Annotated in this window: 26 protein-coding genes; 14 read left to right on the plus strand and 12 right to left on the minus strand. The window is 69.5% G+C overall.

Going from position 1 to position 26,298, the window contains the following annotated elements; genetic code table 11:
- Positions 1–85 precede the first annotated feature (85 nt).
- Positions 86–784: an FHA domain-containing protein gene (locus tag GobsT_RS01800; protein ID WP_010044825.1), complete on the minus strand. Its 699-nt coding sequence runs from the start codon at positions 782–784 to the stop codon at positions 86–88.
- Between the two features lie 377 nt (positions 785–1,161).
- On the opposite strand from GobsT_RS01800, the gene GobsT_RS01805 reads away from it, so the two are divergent.
- The 8 genes from GobsT_RS01805 (at position 1,162) to GobsT_RS01840 (ending at position 6,907) form a co-directional block, all read left to right on the plus strand.
- Positions 1,162–2,520, plus strand: coding sequence for an acyclic terpene utilization AtuA family protein (locus tag GobsT_RS01805; protein WP_029601098.1), 1,359 nt, complete (start codon positions 1,162–1,164; stop codon positions 2,518–2,520).
- The gene (locus GobsT_RS01810; protein ID WP_010044819.1) at positions 2,520–2,885 is read left to right on the plus strand and encodes an AtuA-related protein; all 366 of its coding nucleotides are present in this window, start codon (positions 2,520–2,522) and stop codon (positions 2,883–2,885) included. The genes GobsT_RS01805 and GobsT_RS01810 overlap by 1 nt, the downstream gene beginning before the upstream one ends.
- A gap of 160 nt (positions 2,886–3,045) precedes the next feature.
- Positions 3,046–3,834, plus strand: a complete 789-nt coding sequence (locus GobsT_RS01815; RefSeq protein WP_010045807.1) for an enoyl-CoA hydratase/isomerase family protein — start codon at positions 3,046–3,048, stop codon at positions 3,832–3,834.
- A gap of 28 nt (positions 3,835–3,862) precedes the next feature.
- Entirely contained in the window at positions 3,863–4,789 is a 927-nt protein-coding gene (locus GobsT_RS01820) for a carbohydrate kinase family protein (protein WP_010045805.1), read from the plus strand.
- A 4-nt stretch (positions 4,790–4,793) separates the two neighbouring features.
- Positions 4,794–5,375 carry a GNAT family N-acetyltransferase gene (locus tag GobsT_RS01825; protein WP_010045804.1) on the plus strand — a complete coding sequence of 194 codons (582 nt, stop codon included), beginning with the start codon at positions 4,794–4,796 and terminating at the stop codon, positions 5,373–5,375.
- Positions 5,376–5,382: 7 nt separating this feature from the next.
- Complete coding sequence (locus GobsT_RS01830) at positions 5,383–6,345, plus strand: ADP-ribosylglycohydrolase family protein (RefSeq protein ID WP_010045801.1); 963 nt, start codon at positions 5,383–5,385, stop codon at positions 6,343–6,345.
- 125 nt (positions 6,346–6,470) lie between these two features.
- Positions 6,471–6,704 (plus strand): type II toxin-antitoxin system HicB family antitoxin, encoded by a 234-nt coding sequence (locus tag GobsT_RS01835; protein WP_010045798.1) that lies wholly within the window; start codon positions 6,471–6,473, stop codon positions 6,702–6,704.
- Positions 6,701–6,907: a type II toxin-antitoxin system HicA family toxin gene (locus GobsT_RS01840; RefSeq protein ID WP_010045794.1), complete on the plus strand. Its 207-nt coding sequence runs from the start codon at positions 6,701–6,703 to the stop codon at positions 6,905–6,907. Before GobsT_RS01835 ends, GobsT_RS01840 begins: the two co-directional genes overlap by 4 nt.
- Before the next feature lie 21 nt (positions 6,908–6,928).
- On the opposite strand, the gene GobsT_RS01845 is transcribed toward GobsT_RS01840, so the two are convergent.
- The 5 genes from GobsT_RS01845 to GobsT_RS01865 form a co-directional block, all read right to left on the minus strand.
- Positions 6,929–7,411 (minus strand): hypothetical protein, encoded by a 483-nt coding sequence (locus GobsT_RS01845; protein ID WP_148087574.1) that lies wholly within the window; start codon positions 7,409–7,411, stop codon positions 6,929–6,931.
- A 112-nt stretch (positions 7,412–7,523) separates the two neighbouring features.
- A complete protein-coding gene (locus tag GobsT_RS01850; RefSeq protein ID WP_010045790.1) occupies positions 7,524–8,234 on the minus strand; it encodes a hypothetical protein in 711 nt (236 codons plus the stop codon).
- Positions 8,235–8,411: 177 nt separating this feature from the next.
- Entirely contained in the window at positions 8,412–9,044 is a 633-nt protein-coding gene (locus GobsT_RS01855) for an RNA polymerase sigma factor (protein ID WP_010045788.1), read from the minus strand.
- Positions 9,045–9,147: 103 nt separating this feature from the next.
- Positions 9,148–9,972: a hypothetical protein gene (locus tag GobsT_RS01860; RefSeq protein ID WP_148087575.1), complete on the minus strand. Its 825-nt coding sequence runs from the start codon at positions 9,970–9,972 to the stop codon at positions 9,148–9,150.
- A gap of 32 nt (positions 9,973–10,004) precedes the next feature.
- The gene (locus GobsT_RS01865) at positions 10,005–11,615 is read right to left on the minus strand and encodes a serine/threonine protein kinase (protein WP_010045783.1); all 1,611 of its coding nucleotides are present in this window, start codon (positions 11,613–11,615) and stop codon (positions 10,005–10,007) included.
- Positions 11,616–11,838: 223 nt separating this feature from the next.
- Here GobsT_RS01865 and GobsT_RS01870 point away from each other — a divergent pair, with 223 nt between their 5' ends.
- From GobsT_RS01870 to GobsT_RS01880, 3 genes are all read left to right on the plus strand, one after another.
- Positions 11,839–12,234: a hypothetical protein gene (locus GobsT_RS01870; protein WP_010045780.1), complete on the plus strand. Its 396-nt coding sequence runs from the start codon at positions 11,839–11,841 to the stop codon at positions 12,232–12,234.
- Positions 12,235–12,496: 262 nt separating this feature from the next.
- Entirely contained in the window at positions 12,497–13,057 is a 561-nt protein-coding gene (locus tag GobsT_RS01875; RefSeq protein WP_010045777.1) for a thiamine pyrophosphate-dependent enzyme, read from the plus strand.
- Positions 13,058–13,168: 111 nt separating this feature from the next.
- Entirely contained in the window at positions 13,169–13,612 is a 444-nt protein-coding gene (locus GobsT_RS01880) for a hypothetical protein (protein WP_148087576.1), read from the plus strand.
- Here GobsT_RS01880 and GobsT_RS01885 read toward each other — a convergent pair.
- Positions 13,573–14,718, minus strand: a complete 1,146-nt coding sequence (locus tag GobsT_RS01885) for an ISAs1-like element ISGob5 family transposase (RefSeq protein WP_010033957.1) — start codon at positions 14,716–14,718, stop codon at positions 13,573–13,575. The genes GobsT_RS01880 and GobsT_RS01885 overlap by 40 nt on opposite strands.
- A gap of 351 nt (positions 14,719–15,069) precedes the next feature.
- The gene (locus GobsT_RS01890; RefSeq protein WP_010045775.1) at positions 15,070–15,951 is read right to left on the minus strand and encodes a class I SAM-dependent methyltransferase; all 882 of its coding nucleotides are present in this window, start codon (positions 15,949–15,951) and stop codon (positions 15,070–15,072) included.
- Between the two features lie 125 nt (positions 15,952–16,076).
- Between GobsT_RS01890 and GobsT_RS01895 the strand changes: the two genes are divergently transcribed.
- A complete protein-coding gene (locus GobsT_RS01895) occupies positions 16,077–17,288 on the plus strand; it encodes a YcjF family protein (RefSeq protein WP_157506899.1) in 1,212 nt (403 codons plus the stop codon).
- 73 nt (positions 17,289–17,361) lie between these two features.
- On the plus strand, positions 17,362–18,942 hold the full coding sequence (locus tag GobsT_RS01900) for a GTPase family protein (protein WP_010045771.1): 1,581 nt from the start codon (positions 17,362–17,364) through the stop codon (positions 18,940–18,942).
- Positions 18,943–19,129: 187 nt separating this feature from the next.
- Here GobsT_RS01900 and GobsT_RS01905 read toward each other — a convergent pair whose 3' ends face one another.
- Positions 19,130–19,993, minus strand: coding sequence for a carbon-nitrogen hydrolase family protein (locus tag GobsT_RS01905; protein WP_010042984.1), 864 nt, complete (start codon positions 19,991–19,993; stop codon positions 19,130–19,132).
- Positions 19,994–20,037: 44 nt separating this feature from the next.
- The gene (locus tag GobsT_RS01910) at positions 20,038–23,640 is read right to left on the minus strand and encodes a hypothetical protein (protein WP_010042981.1); all 3,603 of its coding nucleotides are present in this window, start codon (positions 23,638–23,640) and stop codon (positions 20,038–20,040) included.
- A 161-nt stretch (positions 23,641–23,801) separates the two neighbouring features.
- Between GobsT_RS01910 and GobsT_RS01915 the strand changes: the two genes are divergently transcribed.
- Entirely contained in the window at positions 23,802–24,554 is a 753-nt protein-coding gene (locus GobsT_RS01915) for a hypothetical protein (protein WP_010042975.1), read from the plus strand.
- A gap of 251 nt (positions 24,555–24,805) precedes the next feature.
- On the opposite strand, the gene GobsT_RS01920 is transcribed toward GobsT_RS01915, so the two are convergent.
- Both GobsT_RS01920 and GobsT_RS01925 read right to left on the minus strand, forming a co-directional pair.
- A complete protein-coding gene (locus GobsT_RS01920; protein ID WP_010042974.1) occupies positions 24,806–25,480 on the minus strand; it encodes a tetratricopeptide repeat protein in 675 nt (224 codons plus the stop codon).
- A 119-nt stretch (positions 25,481–25,599) separates the two neighbouring features.
- On the minus strand, positions 25,600–26,148 hold the full coding sequence (locus GobsT_RS01925; protein WP_010042970.1) for a peroxiredoxin: 549 nt from the start codon (positions 26,146–26,148) through the stop codon (positions 25,600–25,602).
- Between the last annotated feature and the right edge of the window lie 150 nt (positions 26,149–26,298).

The raw sequence follows: 26,298 nt of genomic DNA on the forward strand, positions 1-26,298 counted from the left end.
GCCCCGAACCCGGCCGTAACGAGACGAACTTGAGGGCGGAGCTATTTGCCCTTCCCTCAGGCCCCTGCCTCGTCACGCCTGTCGCTCAGACGGTGGGTTCGGAGATGTTGCGCGCGTAGCGGGCCAGAAGCATCTGCACGGCCTGGATCGTTTGCCACTCGGCGAACCCGATGCGGATCTCGGTGCCGTCCTCGTTCGCGTCGATGTTCTCGACGGCGGTGGTCAGCCCCTTGTGGAGGTAGTCGAGGATCTCGGCGAGCCGGGCCGCCTGGGCGGGCGTGAGCTTCTGCGGCAGGGGCGGCACGTCGTCGTCGAACGCGGTCCAGTTGGGGTTGGGGGCCGCGGGCGGCGCCGGGGCTACTGTGCGCTGGCTGTCGGCCACCGAGACGCGGCCGGACGCGGCGGCCAGTTCGTCGGCGCGGATCGTCTGCACTTGCCCGCCGGCGTTGGTGATCGGGGCCGCGGCGGCCTTGCGGCGGGCGTCGATCTCTTCCATCGTGCCGAACAGCAGCATGCTACGGCCGATCGACACCTGATCGCCCGCGCGCAGCCGGCGGATCTGGATCGCGGTGCCGTTCACGCGGGTGCCGTTGGTGCTGTCGAGGTCGGTGAGGATGATGTCGGCGTCTTCGACCTGAACCTTGGCGTGAAACCGGCTGACGCGCTCGTCGTTGAGCCGCAGCCCGTTCCCCTCTTCCCGGCCGATCGTGACGGGGATGGGCAGGTCCTTGTAGACCCGGCCCTTATCAACCCCTTCGAGGACCAGGAAGGTAACGGTGCGCATGGATGGGTCCTGTACGGATGCCTTGCCCGGTCAGCGCGGGCAGCCCGGTGAGACTGGTATAGCACAACCAATTCGGTCGGGCGCAAAAACCGCCGACGGGGTAACGCGTCACAGCCGCCATTGTCCGCGTTTCAGGCAGGCGTGTCAATTTCTCTCGCAGGGTAGGGGGCGCGGGGGCGAGGTCGGGACCGGTCCGAGTTTTACGGCCCGCGCGGTTGGTTGGCGGGGCGCCCAGCCGGCTGACGCGGGCGGTTCGATCAGCAAATCAAGAGCGACAAACTGCAGCGTGACCTCCTGAGGGTAGAATGAGGCGCGGCGTGCGCGCGTGCGGCGGCCGCGATAAGATGACTCCGGACCCAACCTCTCCGGTGGCCGTCATGAAGCGGGTGCGAATCGGAAACGGGTGCGGTTTTTGGGGCGACAACCTCGACGCGCCCGTCGAACTGGCGGCGGCCGGGAACCTCGACTACCTGACGCTCGAGTACCTCGCCGAACTCACGATGTCGATCCTCGCCGTCCAGAAGGCGAAAGACCCGGCCGCCGGGTTCGCGACCGACTTCATCGACGTTCTGTCGCGCCTTGCTCCCGTTCTCAAGGCCCAACCGCAGCTCAAGATCGTGACGAACGCGGGCGGGATGAACCCCCACGCGTGTGCCCGCCAGGCGAAACAGGTTCTCGCGGCCGCCGGACTGGCGGACAAGCGGGTCGCCGTGGTGAGCGGCGACGACCTCTTGCCGCGACTCGACGCTCTCTTCGGCGCCGGCCACCCGCTCAACCACCTCGACAGCGGCGCCCCCCTCACCCAGATCCGTGACGTGGTCGTGAGTGCGAACGCGTACCTCGGTGCGCGGCCCATCGTGGAGGCGCTGAAGCTCGGCGCGGACGTTGTCGTCACCGGGCGCGTCGCGGACGCCTCGCTCACGGTCGGCCCGGCGGCGTTCGAGTTCGGGTGGGAGTTCGGCACGTCGGCCCTCGACCGGCTCGCGGCGGCCACGGTCGCGGGGCACCTGATCGAGTGCGGCGCCCAGGTCACCGGCGGGCTGTGGATCGGCGCCGACGACGCCACGCGGCTCGGGAGCGTCGGCTACCCGATCGCGGAACTGAGCGCGGACGGCGCGTTCACGCTCTCCAAGCCGGCCGGGACCGGCGGCGCGGTGAACCTCGAAACGGTGTCCGAGCAGCTCCTCTACGAGGTGGCCGACCCGGCCCGCTATTTCACCCCCGACGTGGTGGCCGATTTTACCACCGTGGCGCTGGCCCAGCAGGCGCCGGACGTGGTGCGCGTGACGGGCGGCACCGCGAACGGCCTCACGGACACGTACAAAGTCTCGGTGGCGTACCGGGACGGCTTCATGTCCGCGGGCACGCTGGTCATCGCCGGGCCGGGCGCTGCGGCGAAGGCCCGGCGGTCGGGCGCGATTCTCCTGGAGAAGCTGAAGCGGTCCGGGCTCACCTACGCCGAGACGCGCGTGGAGGCGCTCGGGGCCGGCGACTGCGTGCCGGGCGTCGTCGGCGCGACGGGCGACCCGCCGGAGGTGGTGCTCCGGGTGGCGGTGCGCGACCCGCGGCGGGCGGCGGTGGAGCGGTTCACAAAGGAGTTCGCCCCGCTGGTGACCTCGGGGTTCCCGGGGACGACCGGCTACACGACCGGGCGCCCACCGGTGCGCGAGGTGTTCGCGTACTGGCCGGCGCTGGTCGCCAAGTCCGCCGTTACGCCTTCAGTGGAGGTGGTGTGATGCCCCGCGTGCCCCTCTCGCACATCGCACACGGCCGCAGCGGCGACAAAGGGTCGCACGCGAACGTCGCGGTGATCGCCCGGACGGACGCCGGGTTCGCCTGGCTCCGCGACAACCTCACGGCGGAGGCCGTGGCCGCGTACTTCGCGCCCCTGGGGCCGAGCCGCATGGAGCGGTACGAGGCGGCCAACGTCCGCGCGCTCAACTTCGTGCTGTACGACGTGCTGGCCGGCGGCGCGAGCCGGTCGCTGCGCACCGACACGCAGGGCAAAACGTTGGCGGTGGCGCTGCTGCGGATGGAGATCGATTGGGAAGAGTCGGCCCCGTTGCCTCCCCCGTCTGTAGACCGTATGGCCAAGGCCTAATACACGTGCCCGCAATGGGTGTCGCTTTTGTTGACGAGCGGCGGCCGCCAGGGAGCGGTGCCACGTATCCCGCTGCCTGGCGGTCGCCGCTCGTCAAGAAAGCGGCAGTATTACCGGGTACGTGTATAAGGGGCGCCTTCTCCGGCGAAGCGAGGAACCTATGTCCGACGTCGTTCGGTACGAGCTGCGCGGGCCGGCCGCGGTGGTCACGCTGAACCGGCCCGAGAAGCGGAACGCGCTGTCGCGCGAGCTGATCGCGGATCTGAGCGACGCGTTCCTGCGCGCCGCGAGCGATCCCGACGCGCGGTGCGTCGTCCTGACGGGCGCCGGCCCGGCGTTCTGCGCCGGGATGGACCTCGACGAGCTTCGCGCCACCCTCGGCCCCGATTCCGATAAGGTGTGGGACGACGCGCACCGGCTCTCGGCGCTGTACGAGCTGATCTACACGCTCCCGAAGCCCACGGTCGCCGCGGTGAACGGGGCCGCGGTCGCCGGCGGGGCGGGGCTGGTCACCGTCTGCGACCTCGCGGTCAGCGTGCCGGACGCCAAGTTCGGCTACCCCGAGGTGCGCCGCGGGCTCGTCGCGGCCATGGTGCTGCCGCACCTGCTGCGGCACGTCGGCGAACGCACCGCCCGGTGGCTCCTGCTCACCGGCGAACTGATCGACGGCCTCGCCGCGCTCCGGATCGGGCTGGTGAACCAGGTGTCATCTGCCGAGACGCTGCTCGCGGCCGCCGACGAGTGGGCGCGGGCGCTGTCCGAGGGCGGCCCGAAGGCGCTCGCGACCACCAAAGACCTGCTCCGCCGCTGCTCGCGCCAGGGCGTCGCGGTGGACGAACTCGCCAGGGCCAGCGCTGAACCGCGGCTGACCGAAGAGTGCCGGAGCGGTCTGGCGGCGTTCTTCGGGAAGCGGCCGGCCCCGTGGGCGGTCGCGCCTTCACAAGGGTGAACCCGATCCCGGTGCGGAGCGCCGCGTTATGAACCCCATCGTCGGTATCGGTGAACTGCTGTGGGACGTGTACCCGGACGGCCACAAGGTCGCCGGCGGGGCGCCGTTCAACTTCGCGTTCCACTGCCACCAGCTCGGGCACCCGTCCGTTATCGTGTCGCGGGTCGGCGACGACGACCTGGGCCACGAGCTGCGCGAGCGCGTGCGCGAGCTGGGCCTTTCGGACGAGTACATCCAGACCGACCCCGAGCACCCGACCGGCACCGTGCGAGTGACGCTCGGGGCAAACGCGATCCCGACATACACGATAACAGAATACGTGGCCTGGGATTACATCGCCTGGGAGGACCGATTAGAGGCGCTCGCGGCGTCGCACCGGGCGGTTTGCTTCGGCACGCTCGCGCAACGGTTCGGCACCCCGGTTCCCGTTCACCGATTTACAACGCCGCGCCGCACGACGGCGCTGGCCGTTTTCGATGTGAATTTGCGCGGCTCGTATTTCGACGTTGATCGCCTGGAGTGGGGGCTGAGCGTTTGCGACTGGTGCAAGATCAACGCCGACGAGCTCAATACTCTGCGTGCCTTACTCGGCTGCTCGACGCCAAACGAACTCGCCCAAGAGTGGATGTCGGCGTTTGCCGAGCAGGCGGTGATTGTGACGCACGGCGAAGGCGGGTGCGAGATCTACCACCAGCGGGAATCGCGCGACGCGGAAGGCGATCCGCTCTTCCCGTCCGAAGCGTTCGCCGTGCCCGGTGTGAAGGCAAACGTTGTTGACACGGTGGGCGCCGGCGACGCGTTCACCGCGGCGATGGTGTGCCTGCACCTCGAAGGGAAGCCGCTGCGTGAGGCCGCCCGGTTCGCGGTCCACTACGCGGCGCGGGTGTGCGAGCAGCCCGGGGGGACGCCCCGCATCGCCCGCGCCGAGGTCGAACGCGCCGCGGGGCTGAGGTGAGGCCGTGAAACCGCACTTCTGGCGCCCCCCCGTTCTCTCCACCGAGCGCGTCACGCTCCGGCCGTTCGTCAACGAGGACGCGGAGGCCCTGTTCGAGTACGCGAAGAACCCGAACGTCACGCGGTTCACGCTCTGGGACGCGCACCAGACCGTTGCGGACACGAACACCTTCATCCGCGATTACGCTGTGCTACGGTACATGGAAGGGATGCCCGAGCCCTACGCCATCACGCTCAACCCCGCGCCGCAGCCGGTCGGGGCGTGCGGGTGCTTTTGGGCCGCCGAGCCGCACCGCACGATGGAGCTGGGCTACTGGATCGGCGAGCCGTTCTGGGGCAAGGGGTACGTCGCCGAGGCGTGCCGGGCGGTGCTCGGGCTCGCGTTCGCGGAGTTCGGCCCCGAGCGGATGCAGGCGCGGGTGATCGACGGGAACGCGGCGAGCGGGCGGGTGCTCGAGAAGCTCGGGTTCCGCTACGAGGGGACGCTCCGGCGGGCGCTGCTGCGCCGGGGGCGCTTCGAGGACGTGCGGATGTACTCGCTGACGCGCGAGGAGTGGGGCCGGGACCAGAAACCTGAAATCACGTGAGGCGCGGATGGGCACGGGCGTCGCGGACCGGGTGCGCGGGGTGCTGTTCGGCCAGGCCGTCGGCGACGCGCTGGGCTTCGGGACGGAGTTCCTCTCCCGCACGGACGTCAAGAAGCACTTCCCGTTCGGGCTGCAGCGGTACGCGCAGCTCACCCGGTTCCGGCCGTGCCCGGAGTGGCAGCCGGGCGACTGGACCGACGACACCGACCAGATGCTCTGCATCTGCGACAGCCTGCTCGCGCACGGCCGGTTCGAGCTGCTCGACATCGCGGCCCGCATCCGGCACTGGGCCACCGCGGACGGGTTCGGCGTCGACCAGGTCGTCTACACCGCGGCCCGCGACCGCCGGTTCCTCACCGACCCGCACGCCGTCGCGCAGCGCTACTGGGAGGCGAACGGCCGGGTGGCCGCGAACGGCGGGGTGATGCGCACGTCCGTGCTCGGGGTGTGGGGGCACGCGGACCCGCGGCGCGTGCGCCAGAACGCGGAGGAGGCGTGCCGGCTCACCCACGCCGACCCCCGTTGCGTCGGCTCGTGCGTTGCGGTCTGCCTCGCCGTGCGCGAGTTGCTCCTCGGCGCGACCGACATGGACGCCCTGACGGCCGCCGTGTCCGAGCAGGTGCGCGAGTACCATCCGGAACTCGTCGCGTGCCTGGAGGCCACCGCGGCCCCTTCGCTGGACACCTTCGACCTCGACGAGGGGTTGAACCCGAACGAGCCGGACCGCGCCGGGGACACGCTCAAGGCGCTGGGCGCGGGGTTCTGGGCGCTGCGCCACGCCCACTCCTTCCGATCCGGCATTTCGCACGTCATTCACGAAGGCGGGGACGCGGACGCGAACGCGGCGGTCGCCGGCGCGCTCTTGGGCGCGCGGTTCGGCGCCGCGGCGATCCCGGCCGAGTGGTGCTCGGGGCTGGTCCACGGCGCCCAACTCGAAACGCGCGTGCAGCAGCTCCTCACACACTTTTAAGAACCGGCGCGAAGTTCGCGTCCCATTTCACCTTTGCACACAACTTACCCTCCAGATCCTTTGGTGGGGCCATACAGCATTTCTTCTTCGACGGTATGATTTTGGTAGTGCCTGAGGGCCGAGCCGTGCCGAACGCGCAACCGATCGTCGTCCAGGTGACCGTCTCGGTCACCGCGCTGGTGTACCCCGAGCCCGAGGCGGGGGGGTACTCGGCCGCGGTGCCGGCGCTGCCGGGGTGCTACACCGAGGGCGAGACGCTCGACGAGGTGCGGGCCAACCTGCGCGAGGCCGCCGAGGCGTGGCTCGCGGCGGCGCACGACCACGCGTCCCACGCCCCGCGGCGCGAGGGAGAGGCATGAAGCGGATGTTCGGGTCGCAGATGTGTCAGTCGTTGGAGAGCCGGGGGTGGGTGCTGGTACGCGTGTCCGGAGTGCATCACATTTACCGGCACCCGACGAGTCAGCGTTACACGATCGTCCCCGTTCGCCGCAGCAAGCCGATGAAGCCCACCACGCAGCGGCACCTCGCCCGCGACCTCACGCCGCTCATCGACGAGTTGTGAGCTGAGCGCGGGGCGGCCGTGTTACTTCTTGTCCGTCAGCCTGCCGGTGATGCCGGACACGCTCGCGCGGGTCGCACGGATGCGGTCGAGCAGGTTCTGTTTGGCGATGCTGGCGGGGTCCAGCGGGAGCCCGGACACGGAGGGCGACGGCCCCTTCGCGTCCCCCGCGAGTTTCGCCGCTTCTGCCTTCTCCTCTTGCGTCTCGCCCTTCGACAGCCGGTCCTCGGCGTCCACGAACCCCATTTCGCCGTACATCTGCTTCAACTCGCCGACGCGCACCACTCGCTCAAGGCGGATGTACCCGATCTCGTCGTAGGGCACGAAGAACGCGCGGCCCTCGTCGGTCGTACCCCCCTCGCGCCCGCGGAACACCAAGTAGGTCGGTTCGAACCGAACGACCACCTCGACCGAGAGGACGAACTGGTTCCGCAGAACCAGGTTCATCTGCGGGTGCGACACCTCCGGGACCCGCTTGAACATCTCGACGCAGTCTTCGCGGCGCACGTCGGCCTCCTCCGGGGTTCCGTAACTCGGACACAGAATCCGAACGAAGGCACGCCCCACACGGGTTCGGATCTCGTGCGTTCTCGTTCCGATTTCCCGCCGCCGGGCGGGGTCAGTCGCGCGTCACTTCGAGCGCCTGGGGCGGTTGGGTGAACCGGCGGTACAGCCACACCTGCGAGGCGCCGGCCACGAGCCCGCCCGCCGCACACACCACGCGCCAGTCGAGCAGCCGTTCGAGCGGGCCTTTCGGCTCCGGTCGCAGGAAAGGGACCCTGGGATCGTCCTCGCGCAGCGCCGCAGCTCGGGCCGACCCGGCGTCCTCGAACACACTCAGCGTCAGAGCGAGAACGGCCGTGCCCAATAGCGAGCCGAGCAGCAGCAACAGAGGGGGACGGGCGAGCGCCCAGGGGTCCCGTTGGTACGGTTGGAGCCGGTACCCGTCGCCGAGCCGCCGCCAGAACTTGGTGAAGCACATGTCCGCGGCTTCCGGTGTCGCGAACACCACCGCCAGCCCGCTCGTGCCGAGACCGCCGTCCACGTACTCGCCGGTCAGAACGTTCCGCAGCAAGTCGAGCCTGAGCCGGCGGACCGCGATCAGTTCCACGACCACCGCGAGCGGCCCAAGCAGTTCGTCCAGATTGCCCCCGTTTTCGATCGCGGCGACCAGTTCGGCTTTCGGCGCGCCCGACAGGGGCGCCAAGTACAGACGGGTGGCGGTGAGCACGACGAGCGAGTGCGAACTCACGTCCGGGTGCGCCCACACCCGCCGGCGGGTGGCACCGGGAAGGGTCGTGTCGAGTATTATTTCGCCGGGAGCGGCCATTACGGTTGGCGGCGTAACGCGGAACGATCTCACGTGTAACCGGTAGCACGCCGGGGGGGGCGGGTCAAATGGAGGGGAGCGGGGAGTTCAGGCATGATCCGGGCGTGCCGCTACCGCTACTGGCCGCGCCGGCAGGCAGTAGCGGCTAACTCGAAACGACCGGAAGCCGGTTGATTCTCATTCCGCCTGGAGTTCCGGAAACACCGCGGGAGACAGTTTCGCGGCGACGAGGTGATCGTGCAGCCGCTTCTTGACCTGGAACTTCAGGTTCGCAATGTCCTGCTCCGTCCGCTTCAAACGCGTCGCCACGTCGGCGTTGCCCCAGCCCTTCACGTACAGCAGCTCGAGCGCCATCACCTTCGGCCACTCGCCCTTGGTCTTGAAGTCGCGCACGAGGTCGCGGAGCGCCTGGCCCAGCGCGGCCTCCTCGCGCTCCCGCTGCTCCGAGCTGCGGGCCAGCGTCGAGGCGCCGCGCTGCCGGTCGTCGGCCCGCGACATCGCCTCGTCCTCGCTGTCGGTGCCGGTCTGGAACCGGCTCCGGCCCATCTTCCGCAACTGGTCTGTCACCTTGTGGGCGGCGATGGTGAACAGCCAGGTCTGCAGGTCACGCTTGTCGTCGTAGTTCACCAGGCTGTTGCTGAACCCGATGAACGTTTCCTGCACCACGTCCTCGACCGAAGCGTGGTCCTTGAGCCGGCGCCGCACGTACGCCGTGAGCCGGCCCCGGTACCGCTTGTCCAGTTCGGCCCACGCGGTTTGGTCGTTGGCCCGCACCCGGGCGATGAGCAACCGGTCGGATTCGGTGATCATGAGCAACCGGTGTTTGGTACTTGGTGCTTGGTGCTTGGTGCACGCCTCACCGGAAGCGGAAGCGGCACCGGGCACCAGAACACCGAACACTGGACACCAACCACTATACGAGTACCAGCGCCGCCGCGGCCCCGGCGGCCAGCGCGGCGGCCCCGATCGCGAGCCAACTCGTCAGGTACCCGCGGGTCCACTCGTCGGCCCGGAGGAACAGGAACCCGGCCAGCGCGATCGCGGTCAGGGAGCCGAGCACCCGCAGCCCGCCCGCCACCCGCTCCTGGGTCCGCAGCTCGCGCACCTGGTCGGCCGTCACCTCCACGTCGTACTCGACGTAAACCAGTTCCCCGGTAACTCCGTACCGGGCGAACGTGCTGGCCTCCTCGGCGGCCGGCGGACGCACGGTGCGGCTATCCTTGCGCAGGAACTCGTGGCGCACCTCGTTGGGCGCCACCTTGTGCCGCACCGGCGGGTCGAGTTCGGCGAGTCGCTTTTCGACCACCTCGCACGCCAGCATCAGGGCGTCCTCCTCGGCCTCTGCCTCGGTCGCGTACGGGATCGCGCTGCTCACACGCTCGCGGACCACGAGCGCCCCGATCCCGGGGCGGGGCGACGCCTTCGGCGCCGGGGCGGCCTTCACAACCAAAACCGGCGGCGCGGGCGGGGCCGGCGGCGTGCCGCCCTTGGGCGCCACCGCCCGGCCGAGCAGCGTGTCCTTCCACGAGCGCCGGACGGCCAGCTCCGGGTGCGCGTCGGCCTGGGCTTGAGCGGCCCCCGCGACGCAGTCGGCCGCGAGCGCGCCGGCATCGCGCCGGGCGCGATCGGCCTTGCTCCCGGTCGCGCCGCCGGGCGGCGCGGGTTTCGCGCACGCGGGCAGCGCGAGGCACAGCCCGACCGTCGCCAGTCGGATCAGGTTCCGCCCCACACTCGTCATGACGCGCCCCCTCCGTTGTTCGTTTCGGCCGCTCACGCGCGGGTCCGCGGCGGCGGGCCGGCCCACGGGCTGGCGACCTGCGCGGCCACCGCCGCGATCACCAGGACCGCCACCCCGGTCATCGCGGGCGGCGCCTCGTGGGGCCGCAGGAACAGGAACACCACGCCCAGCAGCCCTGCCCAAAAGATCGGGACGAACCGGACCCGCTCGCGGCGCCGGTAGTCGGTCGCCCGCCACCACGGGCACAGCCCCACGGTGGCCCCGAAGTAGATCAGGTACCGCATCACGGTGCCGAGCGTGTCCTGTCCCAGCCGGTGCCCGGTGAACAGCACGACGTCGCGGGTGGAGGCGGCCGCGGTGCCCGTCGGCAGCGCCCACCCGTCGAGCCAGAACGCCAGAGCACCGGCCCCCAACCCCACGGCCGCCTGAACCGCGCGCCGCCCCCACGGGTTGGCCTCGCTCCGCTTCGGCAGCCGCCCCAGGACCATCACCGCCCACGCCAGCGCTGTAGACAGCAGAAACACGCGCCCGAGCAGCGCCCACTGCACTGGCCCCTGGAACACCGCCCAGGGGGCCGTGCAGGCGGCGGCGACCAGCGGCGCCAGCGCCACCCCGCCGGCCAGTTCGGTCAGCCGGTCGCGGACGGTGCGCACCGGCGGCCACGCGGGCGGCACCTTCGGCGCTCGCGTGACCCTTGGCACCGGCACCGGCACCGCGACCGGCCGCACCGCGTCGGGCGGGGCCAGGTCCAGCGGCTCGGGCATAACCGGGGTCGCCCGTGCGGGCGCCGGGAACGACGGGACCGGGAACTGGGTGGCGGTCGGCGCGTCGGCGCGTCGGCTGCCGGCGAACACCTCCTCGACCGCCCGCGCCAGCTCCGCGGCGGTCGCGTACCGCTTCGCGGGGTCCTTCTCTAGCGCCCGCCCGACCACCTCGCGGTACGGGGGTGGGAGCTTCGTCAGGTCCGGCGTCTCCGTGATGTGCTTCAGCAGCACCTCGTAAGGGGTCTCGCCGTTGAACGGCCGCAGCCCGGTCACCATCTCGTACAGGATGACGCCGCACGCGTAGATGTCGATGCTCGCGGTGTAGTTCCCGTTCTTGATCTCGGGCGCCATGTAGTAGGGCGTGCCCACCCCGCGGCTCAGCTCGTCGCGCTCGCTCCCGCTGATCCGCCGCGACAGCCCGTAGTCGCCGATCTTGAGCTGCCCGTGCTCGATGAAGATGTTCCCGGGCTTCAGGTCGCGGTGGACGACGCCCTGGTTGTGGAGGTAGCCGACCCCGCGGCACAGCGCCGCGAACCACTCGCGCACCACGGGCGTGGGGAGCCCGGTGGGGTGCTTGTTGATGACGTGCGCGAGTGACTCGCCGAACACGTACTCCATGACCACCCAGTGCTCCCCGCGGGGGTCGGTCCGCAGGTCGAACAGGTGTACCAGGTTCGGGTGCTTGAGGTTGAGGCAGTGGCCGACGCCGCGGAGTTCGGCGTCCGTGCTGTTGCACAGCAGCTTGAGCGCGACCTCCTTGCCGCCGTCGCTGACGGCGAAGTACACTTCGCCGAACGCGCCCCGGCCGACGCCCCGCTTGAGGGTGAACCCGTCGAGCGGGCGCTGCCCGGACCGGTAGGTGAACTTCATCGCGGCCATTACGGACCCCTGCGGCGGGGGGCGCACCACCCCTCTCATTCCTAATGATTCGCACGCCCGGCACAGACATTGGAACAAAAATCCGGCGCCGCGGCGGTGGGGCCATTATAACGCCTTCGCGCCCGCGCGGAGCAACACGCTTGCCCCGCGCGGGCCGCGGCGTAGAACACCGCCGGTCGGGTGCGGGCCGGGTGGCCCGCTCCCCACTCTCGGAGGACCGACGATGAAGAAGCTCGCGCTCGCTGCGTTCGTGTTCGGGCTGGTCGGGATGCTCGCGCTCGCCGGCACCGCCCGCGCGGCGGACAAGAACGACGCCACCGGCACCTGGAAGGTCACCGCCAAGTTCGGCAAGAAGGACGTGGAATCGACCTGGAAGCTGGAGAGCAAGGACGGCAAGCTCACCGGCACCGTTACGATGAACAAGGGGGAGGTCAAGATCGAGGACGGGAAGATCAAGGACGGCGAGTTCTCGTTCAGCGTGACCCGTGAGATCAAGGAGAACAAGGTGACCAGCAAGTACGCGGGCAAGGTCACCGGGGACACGATCAAGGGCACCGCGACCACCAGCTTCAACGACAAAGAGTTCAAGAGCGACTTCGACGGCAAGCGCGAAAAGTAAGAGGCACGTGAGCCGCCCGTTCGGCGCGGGCGCTCCGCAGAAGCGCCCGCGGTTCTTAGATCCTTTCAGCTCAAGAGCTTCGCTCGACTGCTCAGAGCGTCAACGGGACGCACTCGGGCCGATCGCTCGCTTTCCGACCTATTCGCTTTTCTATTCTTTACAAATCTTGTTGCGGCGAGTGGTGTTGAGCACGTGGCTTCAGGCTTTCGGGCGTTGCCGGCGGCAGAAAACAACAACCCAACCCAATGCGACATGACACGCCATGATGACGCACCGTGACGCGCTCGAAGTGCTGGCCGCGGTCCGCAGCGACCAGGTTGTCGTGACAACAATGGGGTCGGTCGCGATCTGGCCGCAACTGTCCGACTCACCGCTCGACTTCCACTACCTGCCGTCGAGCATGGGCCAGGGGGGGCCGCTCGGGCTCGGGTTGTGCCTCGCGAAGCCGGGGCGCGGGGTGGTCGTGCTCACCGGCGACGGCGGGCTGTTGATGAACCTCGGGTGCCTGGTGACTGTTGCGCAGGTCGAGGTGCCGCTGTACATCGTGCTGATCGACAACGGGCTGTACGAGGTGACCGGCGGGCAGGCGGTTCCCAACGCGGGCGGCACCGACTTCGGGGCGATCGCGCGGGGCGCCGGGATCGGCCGCGTGTACACGTGCGACTCGCGCGCCGGGTGGGAAGCGGTCGCGGGCGAGGCGGTGGCGGGGAACGGCCCGGTGTTCGTGTGGCTGAAGGTTCAGGGGGAGCACGGGAAGCCGACGCCGGCGGCGCCGCGCCCGATGGCCGAACAGATCGCCCGGTTGCAGGACGCGCTGCGATAAGTGCGCGACAGCCGAAATTAAGCAGCTTCTGTCCGGTGCGACTCGTTCAACACTTTGACACTGTCGCATGTGGTGGGCATGGCTGGATCTGATTCGCGGAGTCACACCCGAATGAGTCGACTGCTTCTTTTGTCTTTGTTTGTGACAGCCGGCTACGTGCAACTCGTTGGCGGACCGCGCGTACCCGGGGCGCTGGGTCAGATCGATGCCGAAGTGCGGGTCGGCATGTCGCAAGCCGAGGCGGTCGCGGTTATCCGGGCACACGACCTTCACGGAGCCGAGGCGTTTTTTACGGGGGAGACGCATGACGGAAAGCAGGTAGCGGGGTTCTCTCGCGCAACGCTCGATGACCTGCCCGCGGGTGATCAGATGGCCGGTTTCGATGTCTCCATTGACGATCGCGGCCGACATTTGGAAGTGACCTTCGGGCTGGGTGGCGCGGTGACCGCGGTGGAACTGACATCATGCCGCTGGTTCGGGGAAACGTGGTGGCTCGCGTGCCAGGGCAAACGCACTCAATCCTCGGGATTTTTCAGTAGTACCTGTTCGAGGTAGGTATTATCCCATCCGGCCTTGAGTCGCCGGTTCTTGATCCCACATTTGGCGTTTGCCTTCTTCAACATCGCCAAGGCGATCTTGCGCACGAGGGCCATATTCTGCGGGCCGTGCCCTTCACGGAGTCGGTGGTCGTCTTCTCGGAACGCGACATCCAGCACCCAATGGCATGAATTCTCGATGCACCAATGAGCCCGGATCCACGTTTGGAACCGCTTGGCCGATGCCTTCCGCGAGCTGATGTAATACCGCACCTCGTCGCTCGTCCTACCGGCGACCGTGCGGCTGCTGACGAGCACCACGACGGACCGCAACCGGGGCCACACATTCCGGTCCCGGATCGACTCCAGGTCGTCGATCACGAAGCAGAACCGCATCTCCTCGCGCCCGTGGCCCGTTCCTTCGTTGAGGTCGGTCGAGCGGCCCGCGTAGCTCGCCTCTAGGGCCCCCTCGGCCAACCGCTGGATGTCCTCGAGCAGCCGCGGCTGGTTGTCCTTGACCGCCAGCAGGTAGTCCCCCTTGGCGGCCACGATCTGCTGGGCGATGTCCTTCTGGGTGCCCATCGCGTCGATGCTCACCAGGGCCCCCGCGAGGTCCAGCCGCTCCAGCAGTTCCGGGATCGCGGTGATCTCGTTGGACTTCTCGTCGGTCTTCACCTGGGCCAACGTGAGGCCCAACTGCTGAGCCCATGCGCTGACGATGTGTGTGGCCTTGCGAGCCCCCGTGCCGGTGACCCGCTTGGACCCCCGCATGGTCTTCCCGTCGATCGGGATGTGGGGCACCCGGAGGCCCTCGGCGGCGTCCGCGACCCACGCCCGGAAGCACCGCCCGAACGCCTCCGGGCGGACCAGCGCGAACACCCGGTTGAGGGTGTCGTGGGACGGAATCCCGTTGCGCAGCGTCAGCCCCAGCCGGTCCCGGAACCAGGACTCCTTGGCCCGCGCGAACTCGGCGATCGACACGAAGTCATCGGCCCCGACGATCGTCCCACAGGTCACGATCATGAGTACATCAATCAAGTCGTGGAAGCACTTCAACTCGACCCGCGGATCCGGGATCTGGGACAGGTACTCGATTAACGGGCGTGGGCCGGGGGCGGCACTCATCGGCAGACTCCGAGGCGGTGAGGGCGCGCCAGAATCATATGGAGGCGGGGCCGCACATGCGCAGGAGGCGAGCGATGGCCGCTCGATCACACGCCTCAAAATTAGCTAGAATCCAGCGATTCCTAGGGGATTGAGTGCGTTTGCCCTGCTCGCGTGCTCTCGCCCGATCTACCCGCTAATCGTGCTTGGGGTATTGGTGTGGTGGGTCATGAGGCGAGGTGGCTGGCTCCTCACGTTGTGCTTTTGCCTGTTGTCGATGGCTCTGATATTTACCGCCTGCTTTCCCCGTTCGCCGAAGTAACACACGCGAAACGGAGTGGCGATTCGCCTGGAGGGTTATGCGTGCCCAACTCACGCCGCAACGCGGCCGACGTCGATTTGCGCGGCCTGGAGCCGGGCGGCGAGGATCGGCTTCTTCGCCTTCAGCACCAGCACCCGCCCCATGATCCGCTCGAGGAGCACCAGCGGGAGCAGGCGCCAGACGTAGGGTAGTTCGCCGCGCCGCAAATGCCGCTTCGACACGCGGTGCTCACCGAACCGCCGGAAGTGCCGCACCAGTTCGCGGGCCGTCGCTTTCGGAGCAGTTGTGGGGTCCGCGGGGCGCCGCCAGTACAACCACTGAAGGGGCAACAGGACGCTCTGCCAGAACGCCGTGTCGTAGTGCGCGGGGAACAGCCCGATGAGCTTGCCGCCCGGCTTCAGCACGCGAAACAGCTCGTCGATGCGGAGCGGGTTCGGTTCGGCCGCGTCGTACAGGGCGTTCCAGGTCACGACGTCGAACGCCCCGTCGGCGAACGGCAGCCGCGGGCCGGCGAGTGCGACGAACTCGCCCGTCAGCCCGTTGCGGTCGAAGTTCTCGCGGATCAGGTCGGGGCGCTCGTCCGGGGCGGTTGCGACGGTGACGCTCGTTCCGGTGCGGGCGTAGGCGGCGGCGTCGATGCCCAGCCCGCACCCGAGCACCAGGAGCGATTCGCCGGGGTGGCGGCCGAACTCCAGCGCTTTGGGGAGCCAGCGGCCGTGGCGCTGGTATCGTTTTTGCTCCAGCTCCTCGAACCAGGCCGCGGAGTAGGGCTCGTAGTTGCGCCGGCCGGGGCGCACGGCGGACGGACGGATCAGCTCGCGGGTGGCGGCGACGTGCGGGTCCGGGAGCGGGGCGGGCAACGGCGGGACCGGCAGCTCCGCCGTCTCCGGCGGGCCAGCGAACAACTTCAGGTTACCGGTCTCGCTCTCCATTGGGGCGCACCGCAGCAACGCAGGGTCAGATGTGGTCACGCGATAGCGGTGAGGGAAAAATGGGTCAAGAGCGAGATCACGCGACTCGGGCGTCGGGTAGCGGCGGGCGCACGGGGGCGAATCGCATGAGTCGTTTCTGGAACGCGATGAAGCGCACCGTGACCGGCGACGCCAGCCCGCCGCCGGACCTGGAACAGGCGCTCGACGCGGTGCGCGGGAAGACGCCGGCGCCGGTGTTCTGGCTGCTCGGGAAGACGCAATCGGGCAAGACCTCGCTGGTCCGGTTCCTCACCGGGGCCGAGGACGCCGCGATCGGCTCCGGGTTCCGCCCGTGCACCAAAACCTCCCGGCTGTACCAGTTCCCCACGAGCGACGCCCCGCTGCTCACGTTCCTCGACACCCGCGGCGTGGACGAACCGGGCTACGACCCGGCCGAGGACATCGCCCAGTTCGACCGGCAGGCGCACGTCGTGGTCGTCACCGCAAAGGCGACCGACTTCGGCCAGGGCAACGTGCGCCACGCCCTCGAGCGCATCCGCGCGGCGAGCCCGTCGCGCCCGGTGATCCTGGCGGTCACCTGCCTGCACGAGACGATCCCGCGGAAGCCGCACCCCACCCCATACCCCTTTGAGACACTGGCGGCACACCCGGGCGCGCCGATACCGGAAACGGTGCCGCAGCACATGCGCGAGTGCATCGAGGAGCACCGGCGGGCGTTCGCCGGGCTGTTCGACGCCTGCGTGCCGCTGGACCTGACGAAACCGGAGGACGGGTTCGCCGAGCCGAACTACGGGGGCGAACAGCTCAAGGGCGTGCTGCTCAAGATGCTGCCGGCGGCGTACCGCCAGACGCTGCTGCGGCTGAAAGAGGCAACGGACGCGCTCAAGGGCGTCCACCAGCGGCACGCGGAGCCGATCATCCTCGGGTACACGTCACTGGCGGGCACCGCCGGGGCCGTGCCGATCCCGTTCGCGGACATGGTGATCCTGCCCGGGATCCAGGCGCGGATGGCGCACCACATCGGCCAGATTTACGGCCAGCCGCTGACGCCCGAGCGGCTGCGCGAGCTGGCCGCCGCGATCGGCGTCGGGATGCTGTCGCGGCAGCTCATCCGGCAGGCGGTGAAGCTCATCCCGGTCGTGGGCTCGGCGGTGGGCGCGACCGTCGCCGCCGCCTCGACCTACGCGCTGGGCCGAGCGCTGTGCTTCTACTTCGAGGCCGTGTGCGAGGGGCACGTCCCCACGCCGGACGCGCTGCGGAAGTTCTACCACGAGCACTACGACGCCGCCGAGAAGCAGTGGAAGGCCGACCACCCGAAGGCCGAGGCAAAGGCGTGATCCCGCGGCGCCGGTATTCGCGGCGCAGACCGTTGGGAACGATTCGGACCGACCCCCGACCCGAGACCCGCGCATGACCCGGTTTCGCATCGCCCTGCTGATCGTGCTGTTCGCGGCCCCGTTCGCGTTTCTGATGGGGGCGGGCGGCTACCACCTCTGGTCCACCGGCTGGGTGCTGTGGACGTGGTGGCCGATGGTGGGGTGCATCGCGCTCGCGTACTTCCTCGCGTGGCGCTGGACCCGGCGCACCACCCTGCCCCCGACCGACGACCGGCCGGGGTACTGGACCGACCGCGACCAGGCGGCGTGGGCGCTGGTGGTCGCCAAGGCCAACTCGTTCGAGGCCGTCAGCCCGAAGCAGCTCGAGGACCCGAAGCACTACAGCGACCTCGCGCTGGACCTCGCGAAGCAGGTCGCGGAGCAGTACAACCCCGGGGCGGGCGACCCGTTCGAGCACCTCACGCTCCCCGAGGTGCTGGCGTGCATCGAGCTGGCGTCGGCGGACCTCGACGAGCTGGTGCAGAAGTACGTGCCCGGGTCGCACATGCTGCGCATCCGCGACATGAAGCGGGCGCGCAAGGCGGTCGAGTACTACAAGATGGGGCAGAACATCTACTGGGCCGGGGCGGCGCTGCTCGACCCGCTCCAGACGGCGCTGCGGTACCTGGCCTCGAAGGCCGCGCTGGGGACCATGCTGGACCGGCTCCAGAACAACGTGATCCTGTGGTTCCACACCGCGTTCATTCACCACCTGGGCCGGTACCTCATCGAGCTGAACAGCGGGCGGCTGCGGGTGGGGGTGAAGCGGTACCGCGAGCTGCTCGCCGAGCGCCAGCCGCCCCCCGCCGACGACCCGGCCGCCCGGCCCGCGGCCTCGACGGCGCAGATCGGCGACGTGACCGTCACCGCCGCGGCCAACACCGCGACCGGCCCCAAGGCCATCACGATCGGCGTTCTCGGGTCCGTGAAGGCCGGCAAATCGAGCCTCGTGAACGCCCTGCTCGGCCGCGCGGCGGCCAAGGTGGACCGCCTGCCGGTCACCGCGGGGGTGCGGTACGACTACACGCTCCCCGACGGGCAGCCGGTCAGCGTCCTCGACACCAGCGGGTACGGGCAGGACGGCCCGAGTGACGTGGACTTCGCCGCCGCCGCCGAGGCGTCCCGCGACGCCGACCTGATCCTGCTGGTCACGCAGGCCACGGTCCCGGGCCGGCAGAACGACGTGGACCTGCTGGCCCGGCTGCGGGCGTGGTTCGCGGACAAGCCGCACCTGAAGATGCCGCCGGTGGCGGTGGCGGTGTCGCACGTGGACCTGCTGAGCCCCAAGGCCGAGTGGGCGCCGCCCTACGACTGGCGGGCCGGCACCCGGCCCAAGGAGGTCAACATCCGCGAGTGCGTGGCGGTGGCGCGGGAGCAGTTCGACACGTTCACCAAGGACGTGGTGCCGGTGTGCGGGCTGGAGAACGAGTCGTTCGGGGTGGCGGACGGGCTGGTGCCCGCGATCGTGTCCCACCTCGACCACGCCCGCGGCACGGCAGTGCTGAAGGCGTTCGAGGCGGAGGCGGGGGCCGGGAAGTACGACAAGCTCCGCGACCAGGCGCTCGCAGGCGGCAAGCAGGTGCTGAACATCCTGCGGGACGTGTTCAAGAAGTAGGGTGAAGGGCAGTATTCACCGCAGAGGGCACGACGGCGTTAGGGCAATATTCACCGCAGAGGGCACGAGAGGGCGCAGAGAGAATGAGGCACAAGAAGTTTCCCTTTTCTGACGTTCTTGGCTTTCTCTCTGCGCCCTCTCGTGCCCTCTGCGGTGAATACGGCTCTTCTGCCCTCTGCGGTCCTGCTCACTTGTTGAAGTGCCCGGTGAACTGGCCGGGGTTCGCGACCAGCGGGCCGTACAGTTCCGGGCGCCGCCAGTTCACGCGGTCGATCTCGTACGTGCCGGCGCAGGTCACCACCCGCTTCTGGCGCGCCGCCTCCGGATCGACCTCGATCAGGAACGTCGCGTCCGTGCCTTCCGGGGCGAAGTGCAGCACGTTACCCATGTAGTCGGCGGCCGAGCTGAGCCCCAGGTACGTGAACCCGCTCTCCGTGCCCACCCGGTTCACCGCCAGGTAGTAGATGTGGTTCTCCCACGCCCGCGCGGCGGACACCAGCTCCGCCATCTTGCGCGCGTTGGTGGCCCAGTTGGTCGGCAGCACCACCAGATCGGCGCCGAGCAGCGTGAGGATGCGGGCCGACTCCGGGAAGCTGCCGTCGAAGCAGATGTTCATCCCGACCTTCAGCCCGCCGAGGTCGTGGACCGCGAGCGGCCGGTCGCCGGGGTCGGTGAACCGGTCGGCGCCCAGGCACGGCAGGTGTAACTTGCGGTAGCTGGCCTCCAGGCCGTTCGGGCCGACCAGCGCGCACGCGTTGTAGAGCTTCCCGTCCGGGGCCGCTTCGAGGAGCCCGAAGACGGCCCACACGCCCAGCTCGCGGCACGTGGCGGCCACGAAGTCGGTGCTCGGTCCGGGAACCGGTTCCGCCGCGGCGAGCGCGTGCGCCCGCGACTCGAACCCGTACCCGGAGAGCACGCACTCCGGAAACACCACGAGCCGCGCGCCGGCCGCGGCGGCCGCGCGGAGCTTCGCCACGAGGGCGTTCCGGTTCGCGACGGTATCGCCCAGGGCGCAGTCCATCTGCACACCGGCCACGGTCCACTTCGGCATGGGTTTCCCTCGTCCGACGGCCGGCGAGTGCCGCCCGAACCGTTTTACCGCGGGAGGCGGCCCGCGGCCTTCTCGATCAGTTTCAGGTATCCGTCCGCTTGGGCCGAGTTCATGTCGGGCACGCCCCACCCTGCCGGGGCCTTGCGCAGCGCGTTCTTGAACCGCTCCTTCGCGGCCGGAGTGTCCCCCTCCAGCAGGTACAGCACCCCGCGGCGGGTGAAGAAGTTCGAATCCGCCTGGAGTTGCCCCGCCAACCGCTGCTGGAGGAGTTGTCGCAAGCTTTCCCAAGACTGGAGCCAGAACCATTGTGGAACGATCTGGAGCGGCTCCGGCACCAGCCCGACGGGCGCGACGAGCATGCGGTTCAGCACCTCTTCCGGGTTCTTGCTCCGGGTCAGCGCCTGGACCGTCTCCAGCACCCGCTCCTTCGGCACGCCCGCCCCGGGGGGCGGGAGCGTGTCCAGCGCCCCCACCTCCGGGTTCAGTGACTCCCACAAATCGCCGGCCTGCTTGTACTCGCCGGCCAGCACCGCCTTCTGGTACTTCAGCCACTGGAGCGTGGGACCGCCGAAGGTTGTGCCGGACAAGTTCTTCAAGGTCTCTGCCGCGTCCTCGATGCGCCCGACAGCCAGATCCAACGCGACGAGCAACTGGGCGGCCCCGAGTTGGTCCCGGCCGAACTCCTTCTCGAAGTCCGTCTCTTTGTCGTTGAGTATCCGCAAGGCCTCGCCCGGCATGCACAACTGGATCGCCCGGCCCACCAGCATGGGGATCTTCGGTGCTGCGGCCCGGCTGGCGTCGTACCGGCCCTTGTACCGGATCATCACGTCCTCCACCTCGCGGCGGAACGCCTCCACCTGCTTCACGCTCGCCTGGAGCCGCTCGTCGGAATCGCCTCCGATGTCCAGCGGCGCGTACTGGAGCGCCAGCTCGAGCTCCTGGCGGGCCAGGTCGAGGGGCAAGACGAACGCGGCGCCGTTGAACATGACCGCCGCCGTCCGCTGGTCCGCCGGTTCCCCGCGCGACACGGCCCCGTTGCGCTCGCGGAACAGCGGCTGCGCGAGCATCCCCCGGAGCGGGGCCGCATCGACCGGAAAGCCGGTGTAATCGACCACCTCTCGGTTGCGCGCATCGCGCCACACGAGCGGCTGGCCCAGGTACGTTTGGGCCAGCCGCAGGGCCGCCTCGGTGCCGCTCACGGAGAACTGGCCCCGCTTGTACCGCTCCGGCCGGGGGAGCCGGACCCGGCACTGGCGGAACGCGGTGATCTGCCCTAGCGCGCGCTCGCCCTCCGGCAGCGGCAGGTCGGGGTCGGCGAGGGCCAATCCCAGCGCGAAGTAAGCGTCCGGGTGGTCCGGGTCTTCGGCGATGGCCCGCCGCGCGGCCCGCAACGCCAGCAGCGGGATCGCGCGGAGCGCGTCCGCCTCGGCCCGCAGCTCGGCCTGAGTTTCGGGGGTCGCGCCACGGGCCGGGAACCGGGTCATGCCCCGGGCGTCAGCCCCGATCAGGACCGGGTAGTGGAGGGCGTGCTGCACCGCCGGGCCATAGAAGAACAGTTCCACGCTGAGCTGCTGCCGGATGCGCACCCGGGTGACCAGGGCCTCCTTGTACTCGATCCACGCGCGCGCCTCGGCCGCCCCGGCCGGGGCCGGGCGAGGCGCCTGCGCGAACGCCTCGACCAGCGGGTCCGCGTCCTGCCGCAGCGGCTGCGTCAGTTCGGGAGCCGGCACCTTCGCCGCCCCGGGTCCGAACGCCCGCGCCACCGGGTCCAGCGCCAGGGCCGCGAACGACGGCTTGGCCCCGTCCCCGCGCCACCCGAACACGACCGTGCCGCCGCTCACGTACCACTCCGACCACTGGCCCCACTGGAGGTACAGCCGCTGGGCCGCGAGCACGGCCCGCGCTCGCATCTGGGGTGTCTCGGCAGCCCCGCCGTGGAGCGCGAGGTACTCGGCGCCGTGCGACTTCAACACTGCTGCCACCGCCCGGGTGTCCGGCTCCTCGTCGGGTATCCGGACCAGACCGAGCCCCTTTCGCACGGCGAGGTAATCGGTGATCTCGGGCCGGTGGTGCCGAAACCGGCCGTTGATGAAGACCTTCTCCTTGGGCGCGTACCACGCGATGTAGTTGGCCAGCTCGGTGCTGGTGACGAGCCCGCGGGCGTCGTCCGGCAGCCCGCCGTCGGCGCGCCACGCCTGGAACTGCTCGGCCGCTTGCGCCAGTGCCGGGTCGGGCTCAACACCCCACGCCAGGCGCTTGGCGTATGCCGGGTCCACCACGTCCGGGTGGACCCACCCGGGGTACGCCATCACCCCCAGCGCGCACACCGCGATCACCGACAGCACCCGTCCGCCGGACGCCCCGATGACCAGCAGCCGGGTCCGCGGGTCGCCCCACGTCCGGAGCCGCGCGCCGAGGCTGAACGCGTTCAACTGGGCGGCCACGAGCGGCACCGCGACCAGCGCGAAAAACGGGATCGCGTAAATGCTGAACAGGCTCAGCACCGCCAGCCCGAGCCACAGCGCGACGTGGCCGATCCGGATGCGCGCAGGCCCGAGCCCGAAGATTGTTGCGCCGCCGGTGAACAGCACCACGTAGGCGAGCCCGTTCAGGTTGTACCCCAGGGACGCGTTCTTGATGTAGTCGCCGTCGGTCGGCGCCAGCAGCATGCTGCGCAACCGCAGGTCGATCTCGGCCCCGGGCGCGCCGACCAGTTCGAACGGCAGCTCCCAGACCCGCACGTGGTGCGGGGTCAGCGTGCAGGCCAGCACCCCGACCCCGAGGGCCTTGGCCAGGGTCGCGACATCCGGGAGCCGGACCAGGGGCTCGGTGTCCGGGGTGTCGCCCGGCTCGCCGGGGCTGTTGAACACGTACTTCTGGATCAGTTCGCCGGCGAGCACCAGGGCGAGCGCGAGCGGGCCGATGAAGAACCACTGGTCCGCGCCCGCCCACACCCAGAACGTCACCCCGATGGCGACCAGGAGCCGCTTCGGGTGGGCCGCGCCGCGGGGCATCCGGAACAGGACGAACAGCGTGACCGCGAACAGGAACATGGACACTACGAGCGGGCGCAGCGCGAACTGCGGCGCGCACGCGAGCACGCCGACGCACGCCAGCGCCGCCCACGGCCAGAGCGAGAACGCCGGCCGGCGGATCGCGATCAGGAGCCCGAACGCCGCCGCGACGAGCAGCGCCTTGACGGCGACGAGGAGTTGCCCAGCGCCGCCGTAGAGCAGGTACGCGGCGGCGTCGGTGAGCCAACTGTGGTTGACCCACGTGCGGCCCTGGGCCGTGTAGCTCAGCGGGTCGCTTCCGCCGGGGACGTACTCGCCGGCGAACATCCGCTTGCCGGCCGCGAGGTGCAGCCACGCGTCCGAGTTGCGGGCCACGAACGAGGCGGCGGCGAACGCGAACGCGACGACCAGCCCCGCGAGTGCGGCGTCGAGCCCGCTGTACCACGCGGGCCAGGTCAGCGGCTTCAGCGCGGCAGGCGCAACCGCTGACGCGGCGGGAAGGGTTGGTGTTTCGGCCGCCGGGGACGCGCCGGAGGGAGGGCTCGGCTGTTCGTCCGGGGTGCCGGGCGCGCCGGCACCGGGGTTCCCGTCACTGGGCGGCGGCGGTGGTGGCGGCGGAGCGGACAGCTTCACGGGTCGACCTCGTCACGGCACGAATAACAGGCGCGAGCGTTGAGTCACGCTAGGTTCTCCACTGAGTACGGTCAAGCCGCGCCGGGTGTTCGGGGCCGGCGCTGGTGGGCGGAACGCGGTGCGGTATACTGGCGCCCGCGAAGATTTGGGGAGGCGCGCCAATGCCGCTGCACGACTGGACACGCGTGGACGCGGGCATCTGCCACGACTTTCATCTCGCCTGGATCGCCGAGATCCGGCGAGAACTGAACGGTGGGTTGCTCCCGTCGGGGTACTACGCGCTCGCCGAACAGGTCGCGGGCGGCGGGAACCCGGACGTGCTGACGCTTCACGAGCCGCACGGTAACGGGCACACATCCGACCAGTTCCCAACCGAAGGTGTCGGGACCGCACTGCTGACGGCCCCGCCGCAGACCCGGTTGGTCGCAAAATCGGAGCACGAGTTCTACACCGCGAAGCGGCGGCGGATGGTGATCCGTCACACGAGCGGGGACCGGATCGTCGCGATGGTCGAAATCGTTTCGGCCGGGAACAAGGCGAGCGAGTACGCGTGGCAAACGGTCAGCGACAAAGCCCTGGCGGCGCTGAGCCGGGGCGTCCACCTGCTCGTACTCGATGCGTACCCGCCCACGCCCCGCGACCCGAACGGATTTCACGGGGCGCTGTGGGAGCAACTCGACGGCACCGCATACGCGTGCCCAGGCGACGCCGACCGCACGCTCGCGGCGTACTCGGCCGGACCGGTCAAGACGGCGTACATCGAGCCGGTGGCGGTTGGGCAAGTGCTGCGGAGCATGCCGCTGTTCCTGACGACTGACGGAACCGGTTACATTGAGGTGCCGCTCGAATCGACGTACCGGCGGGCGTTCGAGGGCGTGCCACGCCGCTACCGGGCGGTACTCGAAGCGGCGTGAGGGACACGATGCCGACGCTCCGCAAGCCTTCGCCCGGTGCCCCTGGCGCCGCCCCCGGACGTCGGAACCACCGCGAACGAGTTACAGATCGCGGGCGACGATCGGGCTGGTGCAGGAGAGGTGCTTTTCGTGCAGCCCAGGATCTCACACCGAGCCCCGGCCGAGATTGCTTACTCATCCAAGGTCTGCAAGCGGCGCCGTCTCTTTGTGATTATTTGCGCCTGTTGTGCTTTCTTGCAGCCAACCTGCGGTCATTCTTCGCCGAGTTCTTCGAGCGCGCGGACGGCGTCGTGCAGGTCGAGGTTCGGGTTGATCTCCAGCGCCTGCCGGAACGCCCGCAGTGCGGCCCGGGGGCGGTTCAGTTTGAGCAGGCACTGCCCCAACCCGGCCGCGGCGCCGAAGTGGTGCGGGTTCAGCCGCAGCACCGCCTCGCAGTCCTCCACCGCCCGGGCGTACTCGCCCCGCTTGAAGAACCAGATCGCCCGCTGGTTGTGCGCTTCGGCGAAGTCCGGCGCCTCGCGGAGCAGCGCGTCCAGTTCGGTACGTGTGCGGTTCGCGTCCGATTCGCGCACGGCGTCCTGGAGCCGCTGGTTCTGTTCCTCGGTGCCGGCGCGGAACCACAGTTCCCACAGTGCGTCGGTGGCGAAGTGCTTCACGAGCGGGTCGTCGTCGCGGAGGGCGGCGGCAACTGTGGGCACCGATTCTGGCGTGCCGATCAGCCCCAGTGCCAGCGCCGCGGCCCGCCGCGCCTTGGCGTCGGGGGCGGACAGCAACCGCTGGAGGGTGCCCTCGCTGTACGACTCGCGCACGGCGTCGCGGAACTCGCCGACGGCGGGCCGGGCGCCGGCGGTCCAGAGGTCGTGATCGTCCTCGAGGCGCAGTTCGGGCAACCGGTCGAACAGTTCCACCAGCAGGGAAACGGGCACGCGTGAACCCTCCGGATGCGTTACCCCTCTAATCTACCGTGCCCGGCCCGGCGCGAACAAGTGACGGTAAACGCGACGCGGCCGGGACGAGCCCGGCCGCGCAATTGATTGGGGGGTGGTTACTTCAGCTTTTTGACGTCCTCGAGCACCTCGGTCGGGTGGCTCTTCGGGGTAACTTTGTCGTAGATCTTGGCGATCTTGCCTTCCTTGTCCACGACGAACGTGACCCGTTGCGACATCTTCGGGTTTTTCGGGGACAGGATTCCCAGCTCCTTCGTCAGTTTCACGTCGGTGTCGCACAGCAGCGGCATCGGCAGCTCGTTCTTGTCGATGAACTGCTGTTGCAACTCGGCGCCGTCGCAGCTGGCCCCGAGCACCACGATGTCGTTGGGGAAGTCTCCCTTTTTCATGAGGTCGCGGAACCCGCACGACTCGACCGTGCAGCCGCCGGTGAGCGCCTTCGGGTAGAAGAAGATGATGACCGTCTTGCCCTTCAAGTCGGCAATGGAGAGGGTCTTGGCGTCCTTCTTCACTTTGTCGATTTGGGCGGCGGCCAGCGGCACGTCCGGGAACTTGTCGCCGACCTTCACCTTCAGCATGGAGTCGTCGGCGGACGCGGCGCATGCTGTGAGCGCGCAGAGGACCGCGGCGGCGGCGGAGCGGATCATGACAGCGTCTCCGTTAAGACGGAACCGGTGAGGGGACACGGGGCGGGGCGGCGCCATTTTCGACAGCCGCGGCGACGGTGGCAAGGGTCGGCCGGCCGTTTGTGCGCGTCCCTATTTCGGGCCGGCCGGGGCGGCGTGCGGAAAATACCT

The organism is Gemmata obscuriglobus, from assembly GCF_008065095.1.
Lineage (GTDB): Bacteria > Planctomycetota > Planctomycetia > Gemmatales > Gemmataceae > Gemmata > Gemmata obscuriglobus.

Coding starts and splice junctions, on each gene's coding strand:
- GobsT_RS01800 (WP_010044825.1), bottom strand. CDS start 784: ATGCGCACCGTTACCTTCCTGGTCCTCGAAGGGGTTGATAAGGGCCGG.
- GobsT_RS01805 (WP_029601098.1), top strand. CDS start 1,162: ATGAAGCGGGTGCGAATCGGAAACGGGTGCGGTTTTTGGGGCGACAAC.
- GobsT_RS01810 (WP_010044819.1), top strand. CDS start 2,520: ATGCCCCGCGTGCCCCTCTCGCACATCGCACACGGCCGCAGCGGCGAC.
- GobsT_RS01815 (WP_010045807.1), top strand. CDS start 3,046: ATGTCCGACGTCGTTCGGTACGAGCTGCGCGGGCCGGCCGCGGTGGTC.
- GobsT_RS01820 (WP_010045805.1), top strand. CDS start 3,863: ATGAACCCCATCGTCGGTATCGGTGAACTGCTGTGGGACGTGTACCCG.
- GobsT_RS01830 (WP_010045801.1), top strand. CDS start 5,383: ATGGGCACGGGCGTCGCGGACCGGGTGCGCGGGGTGCTGTTCGGCCAG.
- GobsT_RS01840 (WP_010045794.1), top strand. CDS start 6,701: ATGAAGCGGATGTTCGGGTCGCAGATGTGTCAGTCGTTGGAGAGCCGG.
- GobsT_RS01850 (WP_010045790.1), bottom strand. CDS start 8,234: ATGGCCGCTCCCGGCGAAATAATACTCGACACGACCCTTCCCGGTGCC.
- GobsT_RS01855 (WP_010045788.1), bottom strand. CDS start 9,044: ATGATCACCGAATCCGACCGGTTGCTCATCGCCCGGGTGCGGGCCAAC.
- GobsT_RS01860 (WP_148087575.1), bottom strand. CDS start 9,972: ATGACGAGTGTGGGGCGGAACCTGATCCGACTGGCGACGGTCGGGCTG.
- GobsT_RS01865 (WP_010045783.1), bottom strand. CDS start 11,615: ATGGCCGCGATGAAGTTCACCTACCGGTCCGGGCAGCGCCCGCTCGAC.
- GobsT_RS01870 (WP_010045780.1), top strand. CDS start 11,839: ATGAAGAAGCTCGCGCTCGCTGCGTTCGTGTTCGGGCTGGTCGGGATG.
- GobsT_RS01875 (WP_010045777.1), top strand. CDS start 12,497: ATGATGACGCACCGTGACGCGCTCGAAGTGCTGGCCGCGGTCCGCAGC.
- GobsT_RS01880 (WP_148087576.1), top strand. CDS start 13,169: ATGAGTCGACTGCTTCTTTTGTCTTTGTTTGTGACAGCCGGCTACGTG.
- GobsT_RS01885 (WP_010033957.1), bottom strand. CDS start 14,718: ATGAGTGCCGCCCCCGGCCCACGCCCGTTAATCGAGTACCTGTCCCAG.
- GobsT_RS01890 (WP_010045775.1), bottom strand. CDS start 15,951: ATGGAGAGCGAGACCGGTAACCTGAAGTTGTTCGCTGGCCCGCCGGAG.
- GobsT_RS01895 (WP_157506899.1), top strand. CDS start 16,077: ATGAGTCGTTTCTGGAACGCGATGAAGCGCACCGTGACCGGCGACGCC.
- GobsT_RS01900 (WP_010045771.1), top strand. CDS start 17,362: ATGACCCGGTTTCGCATCGCCCTGCTGATCGTGCTGTTCGCGGCCCCG.
- GobsT_RS01905 (WP_010042984.1), bottom strand. CDS start 19,993: ATGCCGAAGTGGACCGTGGCCGGTGTGCAGATGGACTGCGCCCTGGGC.
- GobsT_RS01915 (WP_010042975.1), top strand. CDS start 23,802: ATGCCGCTGCACGACTGGACACGCGTGGACGCGGGCATCTGCCACGAC.
- GobsT_RS01925 (WP_010042970.1), bottom strand. CDS start 26,148: ATGATCCGCTCCGCCGCCGCCGCGGTCCTCTGCGCGCTCACAGCATGC.